At 40.7% G+C, this 17,540-nt stretch carries 11 protein-coding genes; 5 read left to right on the top strand and 6 right to left on the bottom strand.

Going from position 1 to position 17,540, the window contains the following annotated elements; translation table 11 throughout:
- The first annotated feature begins 307 nt into the window (after positions 1-307).
- On the top strand, positions 308-1,384 hold the full coding sequence (gene acsF / locus VB732_RS18565) for a magnesium-protoporphyrin IX monomethyl ester (oxidative) cyclase (RefSeq protein ID WP_323232379.1): 1,077 nt from the start codon (positions 308-310) through the stop codon (positions 1,382-1,384).
- Between the two features lie 348 nt (positions 1,385-1,732).
- Here acsF and VB732_RS18560 read toward each other — a convergent pair whose 3' ends face one another.
- The 4 genes from VB732_RS18560 to VB732_RS18545 form a co-directional block, all read right to left on the bottom strand.
- Positions 1,733-1,975, bottom strand: a complete 243-nt coding sequence (locus VB732_RS18560; RefSeq protein ID WP_323232378.1) for a hypothetical protein — start codon at positions 1,973-1,975, stop codon at positions 1,733-1,735.
- 2 nt (positions 1,976-1,977) lie between these two features.
- Positions 1,978-2,832 (bottom strand): hypothetical protein, encoded by an 855-nt coding sequence (locus VB732_RS18555; RefSeq protein ID WP_323232377.1) that lies wholly within the window; start codon positions 2,830-2,832, stop codon positions 1,978-1,980.
- A gap of 164 nt (positions 2,833-2,996) precedes the next feature.
- The gene (locus tag VB732_RS18550; protein WP_323232376.1) at positions 2,997-3,773 is read right to left on the bottom strand and encodes an RNA polymerase sigma factor SigF; all 777 of its coding nucleotides are present in this window, start codon (positions 3,771-3,773) and stop codon (positions 2,997-2,999) included.
- Between the two features lie 1,115 nt (positions 3,774-4,888).
- Positions 4,889-5,722: a photosystem II manganese-stabilizing polypeptide gene (locus VB732_RS18545; RefSeq protein ID WP_323232375.1), complete on the bottom strand. Its 834-nt coding sequence runs from the start codon at positions 5,720-5,722 to the stop codon at positions 4,889-4,891.
- Between the two features lie 819 nt (positions 5,723-6,541).
- Here VB732_RS18545 and VB732_RS18540 point away from each other — a divergent pair.
- Positions 6,542-6,892, top strand: coding sequence for a hypothetical protein (locus VB732_RS18540; RefSeq protein WP_323232374.1), 351 nt, complete (start codon positions 6,542-6,544; stop codon positions 6,890-6,892).
- A 95-nt stretch (positions 6,893-6,987) separates the two neighbouring features.
- On the opposite strand, the gene VB732_RS18535 is transcribed toward VB732_RS18540, so the two are convergent.
- Positions 6,988-12,039: an eIF2A-related protein gene (locus tag VB732_RS18535; RefSeq protein WP_323232402.1), complete on the bottom strand. Its 5,052-nt coding sequence runs from the start codon at positions 12,037-12,039 to the stop codon at positions 6,988-6,990.
- A 229-nt stretch (positions 12,040-12,268) separates the two neighbouring features.
- Positions 12,269-13,600 carry a P-loop NTPase fold protein gene (locus tag VB732_RS18530; RefSeq protein WP_323232373.1) on the bottom strand — a complete coding sequence of 444 codons (1,332 nt, stop codon included), beginning with the start codon at positions 13,598-13,600 and terminating at the stop codon, positions 12,269-12,271.
- A 797-nt stretch (positions 13,601-14,397) separates the two neighbouring features.
- Here VB732_RS18530 and VB732_RS18525 point away from each other — a divergent pair.
- The 3 genes from VB732_RS18525 (at position 14,398) to ftsZ (ending at position 17,482) form a co-directional block, all read left to right on the top strand.
- A complete protein-coding gene (locus tag VB732_RS18525) occupies positions 14,398-15,252 on the top strand; it encodes a cell division protein FtsQ/DivIB (RefSeq protein WP_323232372.1) in 855 nt (284 codons plus the stop codon).
- 562 nt (positions 15,253-15,814) lie between these two features.
- Complete coding sequence (locus tag VB732_RS18520) at positions 15,815-16,105, top strand: hypothetical protein (protein WP_323232371.1); 291 nt, start codon at positions 15,815-15,817, stop codon at positions 16,103-16,105.
- A 54-nt stretch (positions 16,106-16,159) separates the two neighbouring features.
- The gene (gene ftsZ / locus VB732_RS18515) at positions 16,160-17,482 is read left to right on the top strand and encodes a cell division protein FtsZ (RefSeq protein ID WP_323232370.1); all 1,323 of its coding nucleotides are present in this window, start codon (positions 16,160-16,162) and stop codon (positions 17,480-17,482) included.
- Positions 17,483-17,540 lie beyond the last annotated feature (58 nt).

Below are 17,540 nucleotides of genomic sequence, written 5' to 3'. Positions count from 1 at the left end.
GCTACTCCACTTGATCAAAACCCTGCTAATCACCGAACTACGTTTATTTGACTCCTAATCCGCGATTTTTGATTCCGTAAACATTGAATGATTGTTGCAACTCTTAATCTTTTACTTACAAATTTCTCACCCGCACCTTGGTAGACTGAACTTTATACAATTGGATTATTGTGGGCTGTTACGCCTTAACAGAACATTAACCTTGGCTTTCTGGTGAGGCAGTCCGGTCTTGGGGGTTTCCCCCATGAGGAACTGCCGAACCCGAAGGGTCTACTTAAGATAATAAAGACGAAAGAGCAATCAAGACATGGTAGATTCCCTCAAAAAACCAGGCTTTGAAGAAATCCGGCCAGGGATTAAAGTCCCGGCAAAAGAAACCCTGTTAACACCTCGGTTTTATACTACCGATTTTGATGAAATGGCGCGGATGGATATCTCCGTCAATGAAGACGAGTTACAAGCCATTCTCGAAGAGTTCCGCACTGACTACAACCGCCATCACTTTGTTCGAGATGAGGAGTTTGACCAATCCTGGGATCATATTGACGGGGAAACTCGCAAATTGTTCGTTGAGTTTCTAGAACGTTCCTGTACAGCAGAATTTTCCGGCTTTTTGCTGTATAAAGAACTTGGCCGTCGCTTGAAAGGAAAAAGCCCCGTCTTGGCAGAGTGTTTTAACCTGATGTCACGGGATGAAGCACGTCACGCTGGCTTTTTGAACAAAGCTTTGTCGGACTTTAATCTGTCCCTAGATTTAGGGTTTTTGACCAAGAGTCGCAGTTATACCTTCTTTAAACCGAAATTCATCTTTTACGCTACTTATCTTTCTGAAAAGATCGGTTATTGGCGCTATATCACCATTTATCGCCATTTAGAAGCACATCCCGAAGATCGGGTTTATCCAATCTTCCGGTTCTTTGAAAACTGGTGTCAAGATGAAAACCGCCACGGTGATTTCTTTGATGCCATCATGAAATCCCAGCCACAAATATTGAATGATTGGAAAGCACGGCTGTGGAGTCGGTTCTTCCTGTTGTCAGTGTTTGCGACAATGTATCTCAATGACATCCAACGCAAGGACTTTTACGCCACCTTGGGATTGGATGCACGAGAATATGATATCCATGTAATTCAGAAGACTAACGAAAATGCAGGTCGGGTATTCCCTCTGATGCTGGATGTAGAGAATCCAGAGTTTTATCAGCGCTTAGATACTTGTATCAGCAATAATGAAAAACTGGGTGCGATCGCTAATTCCAACACTCCCAAATTCCTACAATTCTTCCAGAAACTACCACTTTATATTTCCAATGGTTGGCAGTTATTGCGGCTGTACCTGATGAAACCGATTGATACTGTTTCTGCTCAAGGGGCAGTTCGCTAAATCATAACAGGTTTGCGAAAGCTTTAGTGGTTCTGCTGATTGCAGAGCCACTTTTTTTGTCTAAAACACTACTCTGCTGTAGGGGTAATTCATCAATTGCCCCTATCTAACCCTTACTTAATCATTCATGAACAACAAAATTCCCGACTTCTTGAAGAAATCGGGAATCTAAAGCTTCAATTTTTACAAATCAAATAGGATTCATAAGTGGGTAAACATAATTAATTACACAATGTCATTGCGAATGCAGCGAAGCGAAATGAAGCAATCGCAAGGGCTGGGATTGCTATCTCTACGAGACGCTCCGCGAACGCTTCGCTCGCAATGACTGTAATTAACTTTGCGTAGTTACTTATAGCGATTTTGATAGTAAGCCAAAATTTGGTTAACTTGTTGCCGACTTTCTAAACTAGAGTTTGCTGTCCACGAGATGGACAAGCCACCAATTTGACTTTGATTGTAATCAAACTGTTGGGATGATTGGGGAATTAAATCCACTTCTACCCCTTCGATTTGACGCAAATGAGCTGCTATCTCTCTATAGACAGCTAAAGGCAAACCAGCGAATTCAACTTTTTCCTTAGTCTCCATCTCTATGAAGCTCCAACATTAAAAGGATTTGAGGAGGGCGTTGCTACTGAAACAGGATTACCATTAGCAGATGCAGCTGATGGCGTTGAGTTGACAGGCCCTTCCCCTACCATTTTGGCAACTTCGATACCAAATTGTTCAAGAATTACAATCGGATTGGAGCCTCCATTCATTTCAATGCGTTTAATCAGTACGCCATTGGCTAATCGCTGTCCAGCTTGCACATAGCGACTTGTCGGCTCATCTGGTACTTTGATAATTGCCTGTGGTTCCTTACTAATTAGAACTACACCAGTCACAATAACTGCTCTTGCTAACTCAGGTTGTGCTGGTGGTGGCAATACAGATACTAAAGTCGGGTTGGGGACAACTTGAGGCAAAACTCTAGGTAAGACTGAAGTAAAAGTAGGATTGACTTTTTTTGGTACAGAAGCAATGTTATTTTTCTTCTGATTTGAAGCTATGATCCTGGGTGTTGGAAGTTTTCGTACTGTTAGCGATGCAGTAGGTAGCTTAGGCAACACAGGAATAGGTCTTCCAGATGTTCTAGGCATTCCGGGAACCGTCTGCCCTAAAATTTGTGCAAACGGGTCACTCCGCTCTTTTGATACCTGAAGTAACCCTATTCGCTCTGTAGCATTAGTGGATTGAATCAAGTTAACAGATGCGGGATTAACTTGTGAAACCTGTTTGGCAGGTATCACAGGATTCTTAAAGGATTGAGCCGATGGTGGCGACTTTGTTGCTATTTTAGGAATTGGCGCAGGATTGATGGCTTGTTGTGTATCTTCAGAAGCACATCCAGCGATCGCTAAGGTTAAAATAGCTGCAATTGTAATTTTTGAATTTCTGCCCATGAGTTGCTCTCAAAAGCCATTGGAAAATTTAAAAATGGAAATCTACATGCCTGAAATTTGGATTAAAGGCAAAGTATGTTCCCTTTATAACCTAATTTTTTACATTTCAAGGGTTATTTTTAGCACTAACAGCCCAGCATAACTGCGGATTCAGTTTTTTGCAGTTAATCGTCTGCTACACCCATAAGCTGTTTCATCAAATCCAGACCTTTCTTGACTCTACGGGAAACTGTGACGACACTGATTCCTAGATGTTCTGCAACTTGTTTTTGTGTCAAATCTTGTAAAAATACACATTCCAAAACATCGCGGGTGCGTTGTTCAAGCTGAACCAATGCTTGTTGCAAACGAAGTTGGTCTTCTTGTGCCAATTGAAAGCTGCGATAGTGAGGATCTGGAACCAATTCTCCCAAACAAGTAGAGCCTTCTTCTCCATCTTGGATTGGTACATCAAGACTCAAGGGAGCGCGATTTATCCACGCTAACTTAATTTCTTGCCATTCATTTGGAGAAATTTCTAACGCTGTTGCTAATTCGGTGTCTGTTGGTTGGCGATTATGCTTTTCACGCCAAGAACGTGACACTCCTATTGCTTGTTGTTGCAGTGCTAACCACTTCCGAGGAATTCGCACAGTAACACCTTTATCTCGGAGATAGTGTTGAATTTCACCCCGAATATAAGGAAGAGCGTAGGAACTAAAGGCATGTCCCTTAGAAATTTCAAATTTTTCAATCGCCCTAATTAAACCTAAACATCCAACCTGGAGCAAATCATCGTAGGTTTCATGACATTGATTTGTCCAGTAGTGAGCTTCTTTTCTCACAAGTCCAAAATTGAGTTTTACCAGTTGATTGCGAACATTTTCTGACCGAGATTGCTGATATTCTCGCAACAACTGCCAAATTTCATGTTTTAGTTCATTGGTGACTGTGGTAGGCATAGCACCGTGTTTATTGAGTAAATTAACAATCAATTACTCACTTTTAAATCTAGCTGCGATCGCACGATATTAAAGACAATAAAGCGCTATATGTAATAACAAATACTATGGCATTAACAATTTTTTAAAATAAAATTCCATAGATTTGCCTGACAATCGAGCAAAATTTAAATGGGCGAAATTGGTATTTAGTTTGTTATTTATCTTGGAAATGATCTGTAGCTACTTTTAGAACTACATAGAAATAAAATATAAAATTAATCACTAAATATAAAACCGAGATTTTACTTAACTTTAATTAATTAATGGTGAAGCTAGTTTCTAGAAATAAAACAACACTAGTCAAAATTTTTTTGGATGGTAAAAGTTGAATTGACAGTAAAATTACTTGTCTATTCAAGGGAGATTCAACCAATAATTAAAAATTACTAACAATATCGGGAAAATAGTATGTATATTTACGTAAGCCAATACAACAAAGCTTAATCTCGCTATTCGTTGTACTAGGAGATATTGCGGGGCAAAATATCACTAACAAAAAATGGCTTAAACCCAGACATATCAATAAAATAAGCTAAATAATGTCTAAATCGTTTTTTATATAGATAGGACTTACGCACACTCTACGAATTCTTGGCGTTCTTGGCATCTTGGCGGTTCGATAAATTAAGCTTTTCGGCAATTTTTGCGTAAGTCCTGATAGATTTGAGGCTCTTTTTTGGGTGTTTTTTGTCTAATTCCCGCTAATATCATGTTTAGTTAAACAATTGTCATTAAGAACATTCCACTGCGTTGCACTCGCAATGATATATCACAAGTAATTTGCCGGACATGATATAACCCAATCATAATTAGGCTTTAAAGTTTCCTCTCTTGATAAAAAATCTATCTACCACCCTAAAAAAAGGCAGGACTGTTTCATTCTTTCAAAGCCTCTTGAAAACTTGGGGACAAGGGAAGGAGTGATTTATCTCTTGTCTCTTTTCGTCTATGTAAGGCTTTTATAGTAATGAAACAGCCCTGCGAATGGTGCAGAAGTGAGCTTTTGTGATGAAACCTGATGCTGACAGAATTTTAGTTCTGAATGTCAGGTCAATTATCTAACTCCAGAGAATTTAACCACGCCCTGGTTCAACCCGTGCAAAAAATAGACCACGAATCTTGACTTCTTTAGGTTCGCCAGCACCTAAATCTGTATCAGATGGCTGTTCGCTCTCGAAAGTGCCAGCAATTTCACCACTAGAGCTATCTACTTTAGCGATTTGCAGAGAAATCTTACCATTTAGATTTTCAGCACGCTTAACGTTAGTGCGGGTAAGTTCTTCATCATCCGCTTGGGCGGGGAGAGCCACAGCATTATCGTAGCCACTGACGACACCACGACCTTTAGGATCTAGGAAGGCAGCACCACGATAGGAAGGAACTTTGAAAGTACCTTCAAAGTCCGTGGAGGTGTTAATACTGCTCAAACTGGGTTGGGTTTGAGCAACTAAGTTTTTGATGGTGAAGAGGAAAGGTACTCGCTCACCGCCAGGAAGTTGAACAGTGATAGCTTGGAAGTCAAGACCATCAGTTTCCACAAAGGTCAAGCTATTATCCGAGTTTATTTTTAGGTCGCCTTGCACCTGGTCAATGGTGGAAGTGTATCTGGTCAACAATTTGCCAGCAACAAATTCTGCTTGTTGGCGTTTATTAGCAGGTTCTTCTTTGATGAAGAAGCTAGTTGGTTCTAAGCAAAGTTCTTTGATGGCATAAGACTGGCTAGAATCAATGGGAATGGAGCCACGGCTTGTTTCTGCTAGTTGAGGGCATTTGTTTGCCAAGCCAGTGCCACGAATTTGGTCGTAAGTCAGTACATCTCTACTACTAGTAGCAGGAGCATCACTACAAGCAGTTATTAGCCCCAGGCACAAAGCGAAGAATGCAACAATTAAAGCGCGATACCTCATGGTCAACCTCAATCTCAAAAATTAATATCTAAGTTGTAAAACTGCATCGAAGCTTTGATCGCTGACGAAAACCATCCTTAATCGGATACTGCGTTGCTCTGATGGTCAGAGGCGAGGCAAATCTCCGGGTGTATAGGTTGGAAGTCGCCATTCAAACTTTTCTCTGCTAAACGTAGTTAAACGTGTCGTTCTCTTGAGCTTAGGGTGTAAACCCCAGAGTAATTAGCACACTTTATCCTTTTTGGATGTGTGTAACTAGGGGAGCAAAAACCAGCAGTTTTACTGTTGGTGGCATTTGTTAGAGTTGGACGGATGGATGAGTAAGCGCTACACAGAGCAGCATAAGTGCTTATCTCAAAGAGTGCGAACAGGGGTGTCTGCTTCGCACTTTGCTTTTGCCAATTGCAAAAACAGCGTCGCCCAAGTCTTTTTGTATCATGTATGTGACGCTACTACATACAGCCCATTGTTTGATGGGTAAATTAGCCAGATCATACGATTTTTTTTAACTCAAAATCAAAGTACTCAAAATCCAAGAAATTCTCGTCTTGATCGCATCTAGCTGACGTGGAGCCTATGTTAAACTTTACCGCTCCGTCTTAGGAGCGATCGCAATTGCTTTTAATAAAGATACAAATCTAGTTATATTCAACTCTGGCTTAGTCCAGAGAAGGGATGGGCGATCGCAGTGAATCTAGAAAAAAACCATCTAGTAGCCCACAGAAGGTTGATTTTATTTACTCCTTGTCTAGAGTAACTAGGGAAAATTAAAAATCTCCGGTAAATTTGAGTTGACCTCATTTATACGGAAAGGCTGGGATGAACGATCACAAAAATCTGGAATCAGGGGAGTTGTCCTATAAACTGCAAGCGATCGCAACTGTGGTGAATGATGCAGTTCAGGGTTGTAAAGGCAATACTGTAGCTCTTTTGGCAATGCTTAGGCAATTAGAACAGTTACACCGAGAGATCCGGGATGGGGTTTTTCAAGAGAGCTTGCCTGTTAATCGTCGGCAACTTTACTCACTGCTGAAAGATATTGAATCTGAGGGAGGCTGGCCTTATATTGAGCGCATGAGACTACAAGCCTTTTTAGCGAATTTGCCACAAGAGGCTCCCCCAGAAAATAATCGTGAAGTTTTGGAGAGCGATCGCTCCTCTGCTGATTAGCTCGAAATTAACAACTCTGATCGCCTCATCAACCGCTAAACCAAGAGCGGTTGCTCATTGAGGCTTCAAATTAATTCGTAATTCGTAATTCGTAATTAAAAAGGGTTTTTAGTGGTTATGCCATCACAAAGAAGGCGATCGCGCTCCTCAAGATTACGGTTGTGCTTGAGGTAATCACCCACCCAATCGCAACCACGAACAAGCAGATCGTCAAGATTTAAATTCCACAGAATTATCGTGTTGTCATTACTAGCTGATGCCAATGTTTGACCATCTGGGCTAAAACTAACACTTAAGACTGGGGCACGATGCCCATTTAGACTTTTAATTAATTTGCCTTCATGACTCCAAAGTTTCACTGTACTATCCCAACTGGCGGCAGCAAGCAATTCACCATTGGGACTGAAAGTTACAGCATTGACGCTATCGCTGTACCCCTTTAACAAGGTTTTTAACAACGTACCATCCCGTCGCCACAGTTTCACCGTATTATCCCAACTGGCAGAAGCCAGCAACTCATCAGTGGGACTAAAGCTGACACCTAACACCCAACTTTCATGGGGCGAAAAAGTTTTGAGCAATTTGCCTTGACGGTTCCACAGTTTTACAGTTTGGTCATCACTGGCAGAGGCTAAAATCTGACTATCAGGGCTGAAATTCACGCTATTTACCCAACCTTGATGTCCGACTAAGGTTTTGAGTAACTTACCTTGACGGTTCCAGAGTTTTACTGTTTTATCTTTGCTAGCTGATGCCAAAAACTGACCATCGGGGCTGAAATTCACGCTCATCACACTATCGCTATGTCCGTGGAGAGTCATGATTAAAGTACCGTCAAGCCGCCAAAGTTTCACGGTTTTGTCATAACTTCCTGAAGCCAGCATTTTCCCTTTGGGGTCAAAACTGACACTCGGAACTTTATTTTTATGACCCGCTAAAGTTTTGTAAAGCTGGGTTTTAAACTCGCCATTACTGGTGTATCGTTGCCAAAGTTTTACGGTGCGATCGCTACTACCAGAAGCCAGCATCTGGCCGTTGGGACTCCAAGTAACACTCAAAACTCGATCCTGATGCCCTTTCAAAATAGACGGTGTTGGGGCATTTAAACTCCATAGTTTCACGCTTTTATCGAAACTTCCTGAAGCTAACAATTTGTTATTTGGACTGAAAGCTAAACTAACAACAGCATCGCTGTGTCCTTTAAAGGTTTTGAGTAAATTACCAGTGATACTCCAGAGGTTTATAGTATTGTCTTCACCTGCGGAAGCTAACTTTTTACTATCAGAACTAAAGTTTAAACTCCACACTGTACTGCTATGTTGCCGTAAATTTTTGTAAAGACGAAAGTCAAAACCGTCTTTAGTATTGTTAATCTCCCTCCGCCAAAGTTTCACTGTCTTATCTCGACCTGCTGAGGCTAAAAATTTACCGTCGGGGCTAAAAACAGCTACAACTACACCCTGCCGATGTCCCTCCAAAGTTGTAACCAAGCTACCATCCCGTCGCCAAATTTTTACTGTCTTGTCATCGCTAGCCGAGGCGATTAATTGACCATCGGGACTAAAGTTTACCCAGTTAACCCACCCTCGATGTCCTCTCAGAGTTTTTACTAATGTGCCGTCTTTGCGCCAGAGTTTTATAGTTCTATCCTTACTAGCAGTGGCTAACAACTCGCCATCAGGACTAAAATTAACGCTATAAACCCAATCTTTATGTCCTTTCAGGGTTTTATATGGCTTGGGGTCGAATTTACCTGTAGCCAGGTTTTTGTGCCAAATTTGCACTGTTTTGTCGAGACTGGCGGACGCGAGGGTTTGACCATCTGGACTGAAACTTAAACTGGTAACAGCATCGGTGTTACCTTTGAGGGTTTGAAGTAAAGTACCATCAGGATGCCAAATTTTCACCGTCTGATCTCGGCTACCTGATGCTAGGGTTTGACCATCTGGACTGAAAGTTACTCCCCAGACAATATCAGTGTGCCCTTCCAGGCGGTTGACTTCTGTTACTCCATAAACAGCTTGTTGTAGGGCTGTTATTACCCGCATTCGAGTGTCTGATTGCACTCCATCTGCCTGTTTCAGTCCTCTCCAAGCCCGCAAACTCTCTAATAAAGCATCAAACTCTTTATTAGACGCAAACAGAGCTTCACTAGCAGCAGTGATTCCACTAATGCTCAAGTTGGTTTCACTGCGTTCCGCTCGTAGAGTTTGGCGAATTGCTGCTGTTTTTTGCAAGTCGGCTTGCCACCATAATGCTGCTATTGTTCCGCCCATGATTGCCAGCATTGCGCCTACAAACCGTGCCTCCCGCAGTCGCCGTTGCAACACCAAATTGAGTTGTTTTTCACTAAGTTGTTGGGCGAATTCTGCTTTAGTTTTTTCGAGTTTGATTTTTTCAAATTCGGCGAGCATACCATAGTTGTTTTTTTGGCGAATTGGCTCAACGAGATAATCGTGAACTAGCTGGTAGCGATCGCCTAATTCTTCTCTGACTCGCAACACTAAACCTGAACCCACCAATATTTCTAAAATCAGTTCCCCAACTCTGTCAAAGCTTGATATTGTATCTATATCGTGGTTATTAACTAATGCAGCCGCTAAATCAGCTTTAGTTTTTAATGGTCGCGTCCCTTTTTCATCAGTTAACTCAAATAATAATTTCCAACTTAACTCTTCATTTTCCGGGCCACAGTCTTTGATCACTTCCCCAAGCCAGCGTTCAACCAATTTTGCCGATCCACCGCAAAGCTTGTATTGTCCAAGGGTAGTAATATTTTCTATTTGTAGTTGAGCGCCAACTATTTGTAATTCAATTGGATGTACTTCATCTAGTTCTCCTGTCAAATCCTGGACTAATCGGTTAATTAATTCATCACTCAGTTCATAATGTGAACGTTGAGTAAGACTGTGAATGATGGCTTTAGCATCCTGGCTAGAGAATTTTCCTAAATAGTAGCGAATGTCCTTATCGAGAATATTTTTATTAATTACGCCTAAATCATATATTCCAATACTATTTTTTTGGCTCAACCGCTCAAATTCTAATAAATAATGTAAATAATCTTCTCTTAAAGAAAGAATAATTTTTACATAAGAAATATTTAAACATTCACTAAGGAACTGATAAAATTCTATTCTTTGCGTAGGAGGATTACTAATAAAGAAAAATTCCTCAAACTGGTCTAATATGATAATTATTGTATAGTTGCGCTCGGTAGCTAACCGAATTCTATCTAGTAAACTAGTGGGTGTAGAGTCAGGACTGATCGATATTCCTGTGTATGCCAAAGCTTGGTTTAGATTGCTTATTAAGATTGTAAGCCAATCAGTATAAACAGACAAAACAGTAGGTATAGGAATGCGTTCTCCGATAGCTTTTCCTCTCAACGCTGGGACTAAACCAGCTTTGAGAATTGAACTTTTACCTACGCCTGATGGCCCGTAAATTATCGTGAGTTTATAGTCAGCACGACTAATTCTCTCAATCAAACGATTTACATCTTGCTGTCGTCCTGAAGCTGATATTTCTTGGGCAACTCCTTCAGGAATAAATGGTATTTTTTGAGATTCTAATGCTGGGTTAATTCTAGAGCGTTGCGGCTGTAATTGACTTGCACCAATAAAAGCACGAAAGCCATACTGATGTTCTATCTGAATTTTTTCTTGCTTGAGTTTAAAAGCTTCTGTATAATTATGACGCTCAAAAAAGTAAAGCGATCGCAGTTCCTCTAAAATCTCTAAATAAAGTGATGGCTGATGTTGTAGCTCACAAACTATCCTCGCCCATTCCAGATTATTGATAGCTTCCCCTGACTCACCTAAATGCCTTTGTGTACGGGCGAGTAAGAGCAGATACCAACTTTCTTGTCGTCGTGTTCGCCAAGCATCTCGCAGAGGAATTTCTGTTGCTTCTTCGGAAATCGAAAGTGCTGTATTCACTAATTCATGAGCTAGTATCCAATTCGATTCAGAAGCTGCCACATTTGCTAAAAAACCATAATTTTGAGCAATTTGTGCAGGATTTCCATAGATTTTATGTAGATGTAATGACTTTTTAGCTAGTTTTTTTAAGTCATCCCAAGCTTGTAAACGTTGCAGCATTTCACAAGCGGGCAAAATAAATTTAGCAACTAAGTCTTCTCTTTCTACTCCCTCCAATACATCTAGGCATTGTTTAAACCACAAGAAAGCATGTTCGCAATATCTACTATTACTATTGTGGTGCAAATCTGCCATTCGGTGATAACACAGCCCCAGATGGAATAGTACTATTGCTTGTTTGAGTAAAGACGAGGAAAAGGTAGGATGAGAAGATGGGAGGGACAAAGAAGAATCACTCTTCAACTCTGCTATTCTCTTCGTTTCCTGCGGCCATAATGCTAGGCTTCTTTGATAATTGGCTAAAGCACCATTAATTTGATCGTTGGCGTATTTATCTCGCCCTAAGACAAATTCTAAACTGGCTTCTAATCCTGGTGTTAATTTAACACCGTATAGGCGCAATAAATCATTACGGGCTGATTCTATTTCGTGGCGGTGTTGAGACTTGGGATCTAAATCTAGAGAGGCATTAGATAAAAATGTTTCAGCACCTGCTTCTAAAACTTTGGCAAATAGGGATTCTGTTTCTTGATGAATCAAAGCAATTAAATCTACTTTTGCCATTTCAAATTTAATTGTGGTTGCAGCCCAACTTTTAAAATCAGGTGCTAACCTAGACAACAATGATGCCACTTCGTCTTGTAGCCACAAGACTACTGGAAATGGAAAAGTCGCAGCATAAATATCTCGTGCTTGGTTAATACCTGTAAGTAAGTTTTCTAGATCGAACACTGACTCAATACCAAAAATCATTACAGCAGCTGGCAAAGAGTCTGTGGCGACAGCAGGATTATCAAGAGATAGTTCTGAAACTATTGTGTTGTGTAAAGAAGTAGTTGATGAATTGAGAAAGATTTCTCTGATATTGATATCTTTAGTGCTTGAGCGAATATTTTCTAACATTTGCTCGCGTAATTGCCCATAGTTACACCGAACTAAAATTAGGGCAAATTGGCCTTCGGAGAGTGCGATCGCTCTAATTAGTCTTTGCAAGGTATGTTGATTTTCTTTAGTGTAGATGTGTAGCGGCTTATCAGTAGTCATTGGTATTGGGCGTTGGGCGTTGGACATGGGGCATGGGGCATTAGTTACTAGTCCAATGGCAAAAGACAAAGGACTAATGATTAATGACTATTAACTCAATATGGTTCAGTTAAGGCTAAAACCCTTTGTGAAATCAATTTTTTTAACGAACCACAGAGGCGCAGAGAACACAGAGAGAAGGAAAAAATGCTTAACTGAACTGTATTGACTATTAACTTACCCAGCACTATTACTTGTTTTGCTGCCAAGCTAAAACTTTTTCTGTTTCTGCTAGGGCTGGACTGATGCCAAACCAGCGCCCCACAGGATCACGATATTCAAACAAATACATACTTCGTAGTAAGCTTTGATAGTCAGACTCACCTTTAACTCTCTGTTGCTGAACTACTTCAAACAATAATTCCCACTGAGATTCATCAATAGCTAATAGCAAATCGTCGCGGTAGTCTTTAATGACGGCTTCTAGGCAGTCCCTAGAAAAAGGTGGATCTTGTCGTTGCAGGCAGCTATAAAGTAAACCCAGTAAGTTACGAATGTGGCCACCACTAACGCGACATATTCGATCCAAGGTTTGGGAATGATCGAATAATTCTGTAATTAATAAAAGCCTTTCATTCAAAGGAACTTCTGGAAAAGCTCTTGCTAAGACTAACTGGCGTACTAGTGACATTCCTGGTTCGTAGTCACTGCCATCTCTTTGCCGCACTAATACCATCGGCAGTACTTTTGGCGCAATCCCTCCCCCCAAGCGATTTTTTAGTGTTTCGTACTCGTTGGAGAATATTAAGGTTAGGGGAATGGTGTAAACTAGGTGGCATTTGAGTCGGCGTAACTGTTCGCCTCGGTCGATAAAAAGATATTCTGGTTGCGATCGCCCTGATGCTAAGGGACGCATATCTACTCTATCCAAATTATCTACAATTACTACCAGTCCTTTTTGACCCCGTAGCTTTAGCTGTTCAACAGCCTTTTCTAAAATTTCTTCGTTAATCGCTTGCAAAATACTATTGGTACGTGGCTCCAAATATTGCCTCAGTTGATTCCGCATCTGGGTGCTATCTTTGGTTTTGGCGGTAATTTTGGCAATACCCAAGGACAATTCTGCTTGTCCAGAAAGCTCTATAGGGGTTTGCAAAAAATCTCCTACTTCTTTAAATAAATTGGTAAAGTAACCACCTTTGAGTTTGATGTTAATGCCTTCTAAACTGGCACTGACTTGGCGAGCTACACTCAGCAAAATATCGCTGATATCAATATCTGCCATGTCTAAGTCTTGACTGGACTCAAAATAAACTACGTGAAATCCCGCTAATTCAAGTTCTGTTTTGAGACGCTGCAATTCCGTTGATTTACCGCAACCAATGTGACCTGTAAATAACTGGCAGGTTGGCTCATCAGGAGAAATCCGAACTATAGTCCGTTGCAATTCTTCGACAATCTTGCAACCACGGACATCAGCAAAATCTATATAATATTGACGATCTAGCGCGTTACTTATATTGAGCGTGTAGCTTGGGTTACATGCCTTATAAAAACGTGATAAATTGAATGCCGTTTTCATGTATGTAGATGTGTGTAGATGCAGTTTAATTCGTATTTTTTATACCAACAATCTCTAGCCTGGAGTAGGCATAGGATTAATTCGCAAGTTGATAGTATCTTGCAGAAGTCAGCGCTTATTACAGGATCGCTGTCAGTAGTATGGTAGAGATTTAATTGATCCTAATAACCTTAAGCATATTTGTCCTTTTTACACCTGCTAATGGGGTTTTGACAATCTCTAACTTTTGTTTGAGGCATAAACCTTTATCGCTGAGTTAATCAGTAAAAAAAGCTACTACATTGTATAGTTCCCCGTTTGTATAGCTGATGAGACATGACTAGTATGAATTATAGCAATTTATACAGGACTCTAGGGATACTTAGCTATCATTTCACATTCTATTTGTCAAGAAAACAAAATTAGAAATATTCAAATTAATTTAGAGAAAAAATCTTTGATAATCACTTGTCAAAAATACAACAGTGAGTTAAGAATGGACTCCTGAAACTTTAATAGGAAGAATAACTAGTGCCACGTTGGTTCTGTAGTTACTGTAAAGTGTTACTAAAAATAAAAAAAGTCTTGAGGAGAGCGGCTAACAGATGCGGACAGTGTTTACTGGGATTAATAATGATACAAGCGCATGAAGTGTTCTAAGTTAAAAGACCGCAATGCCACTTGCTTGATGCTGGTAAACTTCAAGTTAAGCAATAAAATAGTAGGACTTGTACTAAGTACATCAGTATAGAGTCTTTCCATGCACTCAATACTGAGCTTTGTCAATAAATTTGGACTGTACCGAGAAAGGGGTTTGAATGGCTGGCATAATATCAGTTTCTCGCACGGATTTAGCCCAGCGTCGTAAGAAATTACGGCGGCGGCGGCAGATGAAAATTATTCAAGCTATCTGGCGAACTTTTGCCATTACTGGTTTGGCAGGTGGATTGTTGTGGGTAGCAGTTCAACCGGTATGGGTGTTAAAAACTCCCAAACAAGTAGTGATGAAGTCAGGCAATCAATTACTGTCCGATGAGACAACTCAATCCCTGTTGGTGCTATCTTACCCCCAATCTTTGTGGCGGATTGAACCGGCTGCGATCGCAAACTCTTTGAAAAAACAACCAACTATTGCCCAAGCGATCGTTAGACGCCGCCTTTTTCCTCCTGGATTAAACATCGAAATCCAAGAACGAGTTCCTGTAGCGGTGACTCAAACACCAAGTGTACAAAATCAAGGCACTGGCAACAAAAAAATCACAATCGGCTTACTAGATGCAAGTGGGGCCTGGATACCTTTAGAAAAATACACATCCTTGAATCCCAATCGGAAATTGCCCAATCTTAGAGTAATCGGATCGCCAAAACAATACTGTCTCGACTGGAATCAAATTCATCAAGCTGTCAGCCAAAGTCCTGTGAAAGTTAGGGAAATTGATTGCCAAAATCCAGCGAATTTAATTTTGAAAACAGAACTAGGAAATGTGCATCTCGGTGTTCCAGGCCCTCAGTTGTCTGAACAAATTAAGGTACTCGCCCAAATGCTCCCTTTAACAACAAAACTCAATTCCGGCCAAATAGAGTATATTGATCTGAAAAATCCCGAATTTCCATTAGTACAAACGAACCAGAAAGACCAAAAAGTAACTCCCAAAAACCCTAAAAATATCTAGCGTGTTTAATGTATTGATAGCTCATAGTAAATTAAGAAGCTTTATGCTGATAAATATATTTATTATTTTCAGTTTTCCGGCAACTCGCAGGCAAATCGGCATTAACTTCTAATTAAAATGAGAAGATCAAGCATAAAATCTCTCTTGTGAGGAAAACACTCTCAATTGTTACCCTAACATCTAAATACTAGGGTGCAAAATGTCAGAAAATCTAACTTTGGTCTGTTGAGGATACTTCCAAAGACAGTTTACTGAAGTTTTAAATTGTAATTTAAAGTACTGTAAAGAGTTGCGTAAAAGCTGCTTTTGGGCGATCAGTTTGGACTATTCTGTACCGTAATTCCTAATTTGGTTACGAAATCTTTAGGAAAATCTTGATTTGTTGACCACACTAGTAAGGGTTCTCGTAAGATAGACTATTGCTCCAACAAAGTGTCCATTAAGACCCCCCAAACAACAAATTAATCAGGTATAGTCTGACAAGTAAATTCTTGCTTACTTAAACCTTAAGAATTAAGTAAGTCTCAGGTAAATTTTGTGTCTAAAGTTGCAATTATCCCCAATGGTGAAACCTATTAACAATATTATTGAGGCAGATAAGATACGCTGTGGTGTGCCTTTAGAACTGACGTTCTCTGCCAAGAAGACTGAAGAGATTAATGTCTGGTTGAAGTTATACAAGTCAATTTTAGATAAATATAGGTATACTTCTCTAGAATTGGCTGTGCGATCGGCTGCCTTAAAAGCTTATCCCATAGCAAATTTTCGCACTGCTAATTCTGTTAGGCTTGGCAGTAGTGAAAACCATAAAGAACAGTGCCATCGTTTTGTGGCAGTGTCAAACTATAGTTGACTCTTAAGTGAATAACACCTGAAAAAGTCGTTTATCTACCCTTTCACAAATCCAATGACACTTGATAATAACCAAGGACTCACCTATAAAAATTCCCAATCTCCGGGACAGCCTGGGCTTTCTCTAGCAGTTAACTCGACTAATCCCTTTAATAACTCTGGTTTGAACTTCGGACAAAATCACGATAATAAAAAGATTTCTGCGGAAAATAGCCGAATTGGTGAGATTGTTCCTGGCCGGGTTGCCAACATCAAAGTGATTGGTGTCGGTGGCGGTGGTGGCAATGCCGTTAACCGCATGATCGAATCTGATGTCTCTGGTGTGGAATTTTGGTCAATTAATACTGATGCCCAAGCTTTAACTTTGGCAGGCGCTCCCAGTAGATTACAAATTGGGCAGAAGTTGACACGGGGTTTAGGAGCAGGTGGTAATCCTGCCATTGGTCAAAAGGCTGCTGAGGAATCACGAGACGAAATTGCTACAGCTTTAGAGGGTGCTGACCTAGTATTTATTACTGCTGGTATGGGTGGTGGTACTGGGACTGGTGCAGCCCCAATCGTGGCAGAAGTAGCAAAAGAAATGGGCGCTCTTACTGTTGGTGTAGTTACACGTCCATTCGTTTTTGAGGGTCGCCGCCGCACCAGCCAAGCTGAACAAGGGATTGAGGGGTTAAAAAGTAGGGTAGATACATTAATTATTATTCCCAACAATAAACTGCTGGAAGTGATCCCCGAACAAACACCTGTGCAAGAAGCTTTTCGCTATGCCGATGACGTGTTGCGTCAAGGGGTGCAAGGTATTTCTGATATCATCACGATTCCCGGTTTGGTAAACGTTGACTTTGCTGATGTCCGGGCTGTGATGGCAGATGCGGGATCGGCATTGATGGGAATCGGCGTTAGTTCTGGAAAGTCTAGAGCCAGAGAAGCTGCGATCGCAGCTATTTCTTCACCATTGCTAGAATGTTCTATTGAAGGTGCTAGAGGTGTTGTCTTTAATATTACAGGTGGTACTGACCTGACTTTGCATGAAGTGAATGCAGCCGCAGAAGCAATTTATGAAGTAGTTGATCCCAACGCCAATATTATTTTTGGGGCTGTAATTGATGACAGGCTCCAAGGTGAGGTAAGAATTACTGTAATTGCCACTGGATTTACAGGTGAAGTACAAGCTGCGGTACAACAAAGCGCAGCTAATGTTCGAGTAGCCCCCAATACCTCGAAGCGACCAGCAACACAACAACCCGCAGTTAATCCTCAAACCTCAACTCCGAGTTCAACTCCAAATCCAACTCCAACTCCAATTCCAGAACCAAAAGAAAAACCTGGATTAGATATACCTGACTTCCTGAGAAACCGACGAACACCGAGGAATTAAAAGATTGTGGATTTGAGATTTTAGATTAAATTAGCAGTCTCAAATTAGGCTGAGTGCT

This window comes from Nostoc sp. UHCC 0252 (assembly GCF_034931145.1).
Lineage (GTDB): Bacteria > Cyanobacteriota > Cyanobacteriia > Cyanobacteriales > Nostocaceae > Nostoc.
Note: the sequence above shows the minus strand (reverse complement) of the source record. Positions and strands in the feature narration are given on the sequence as shown.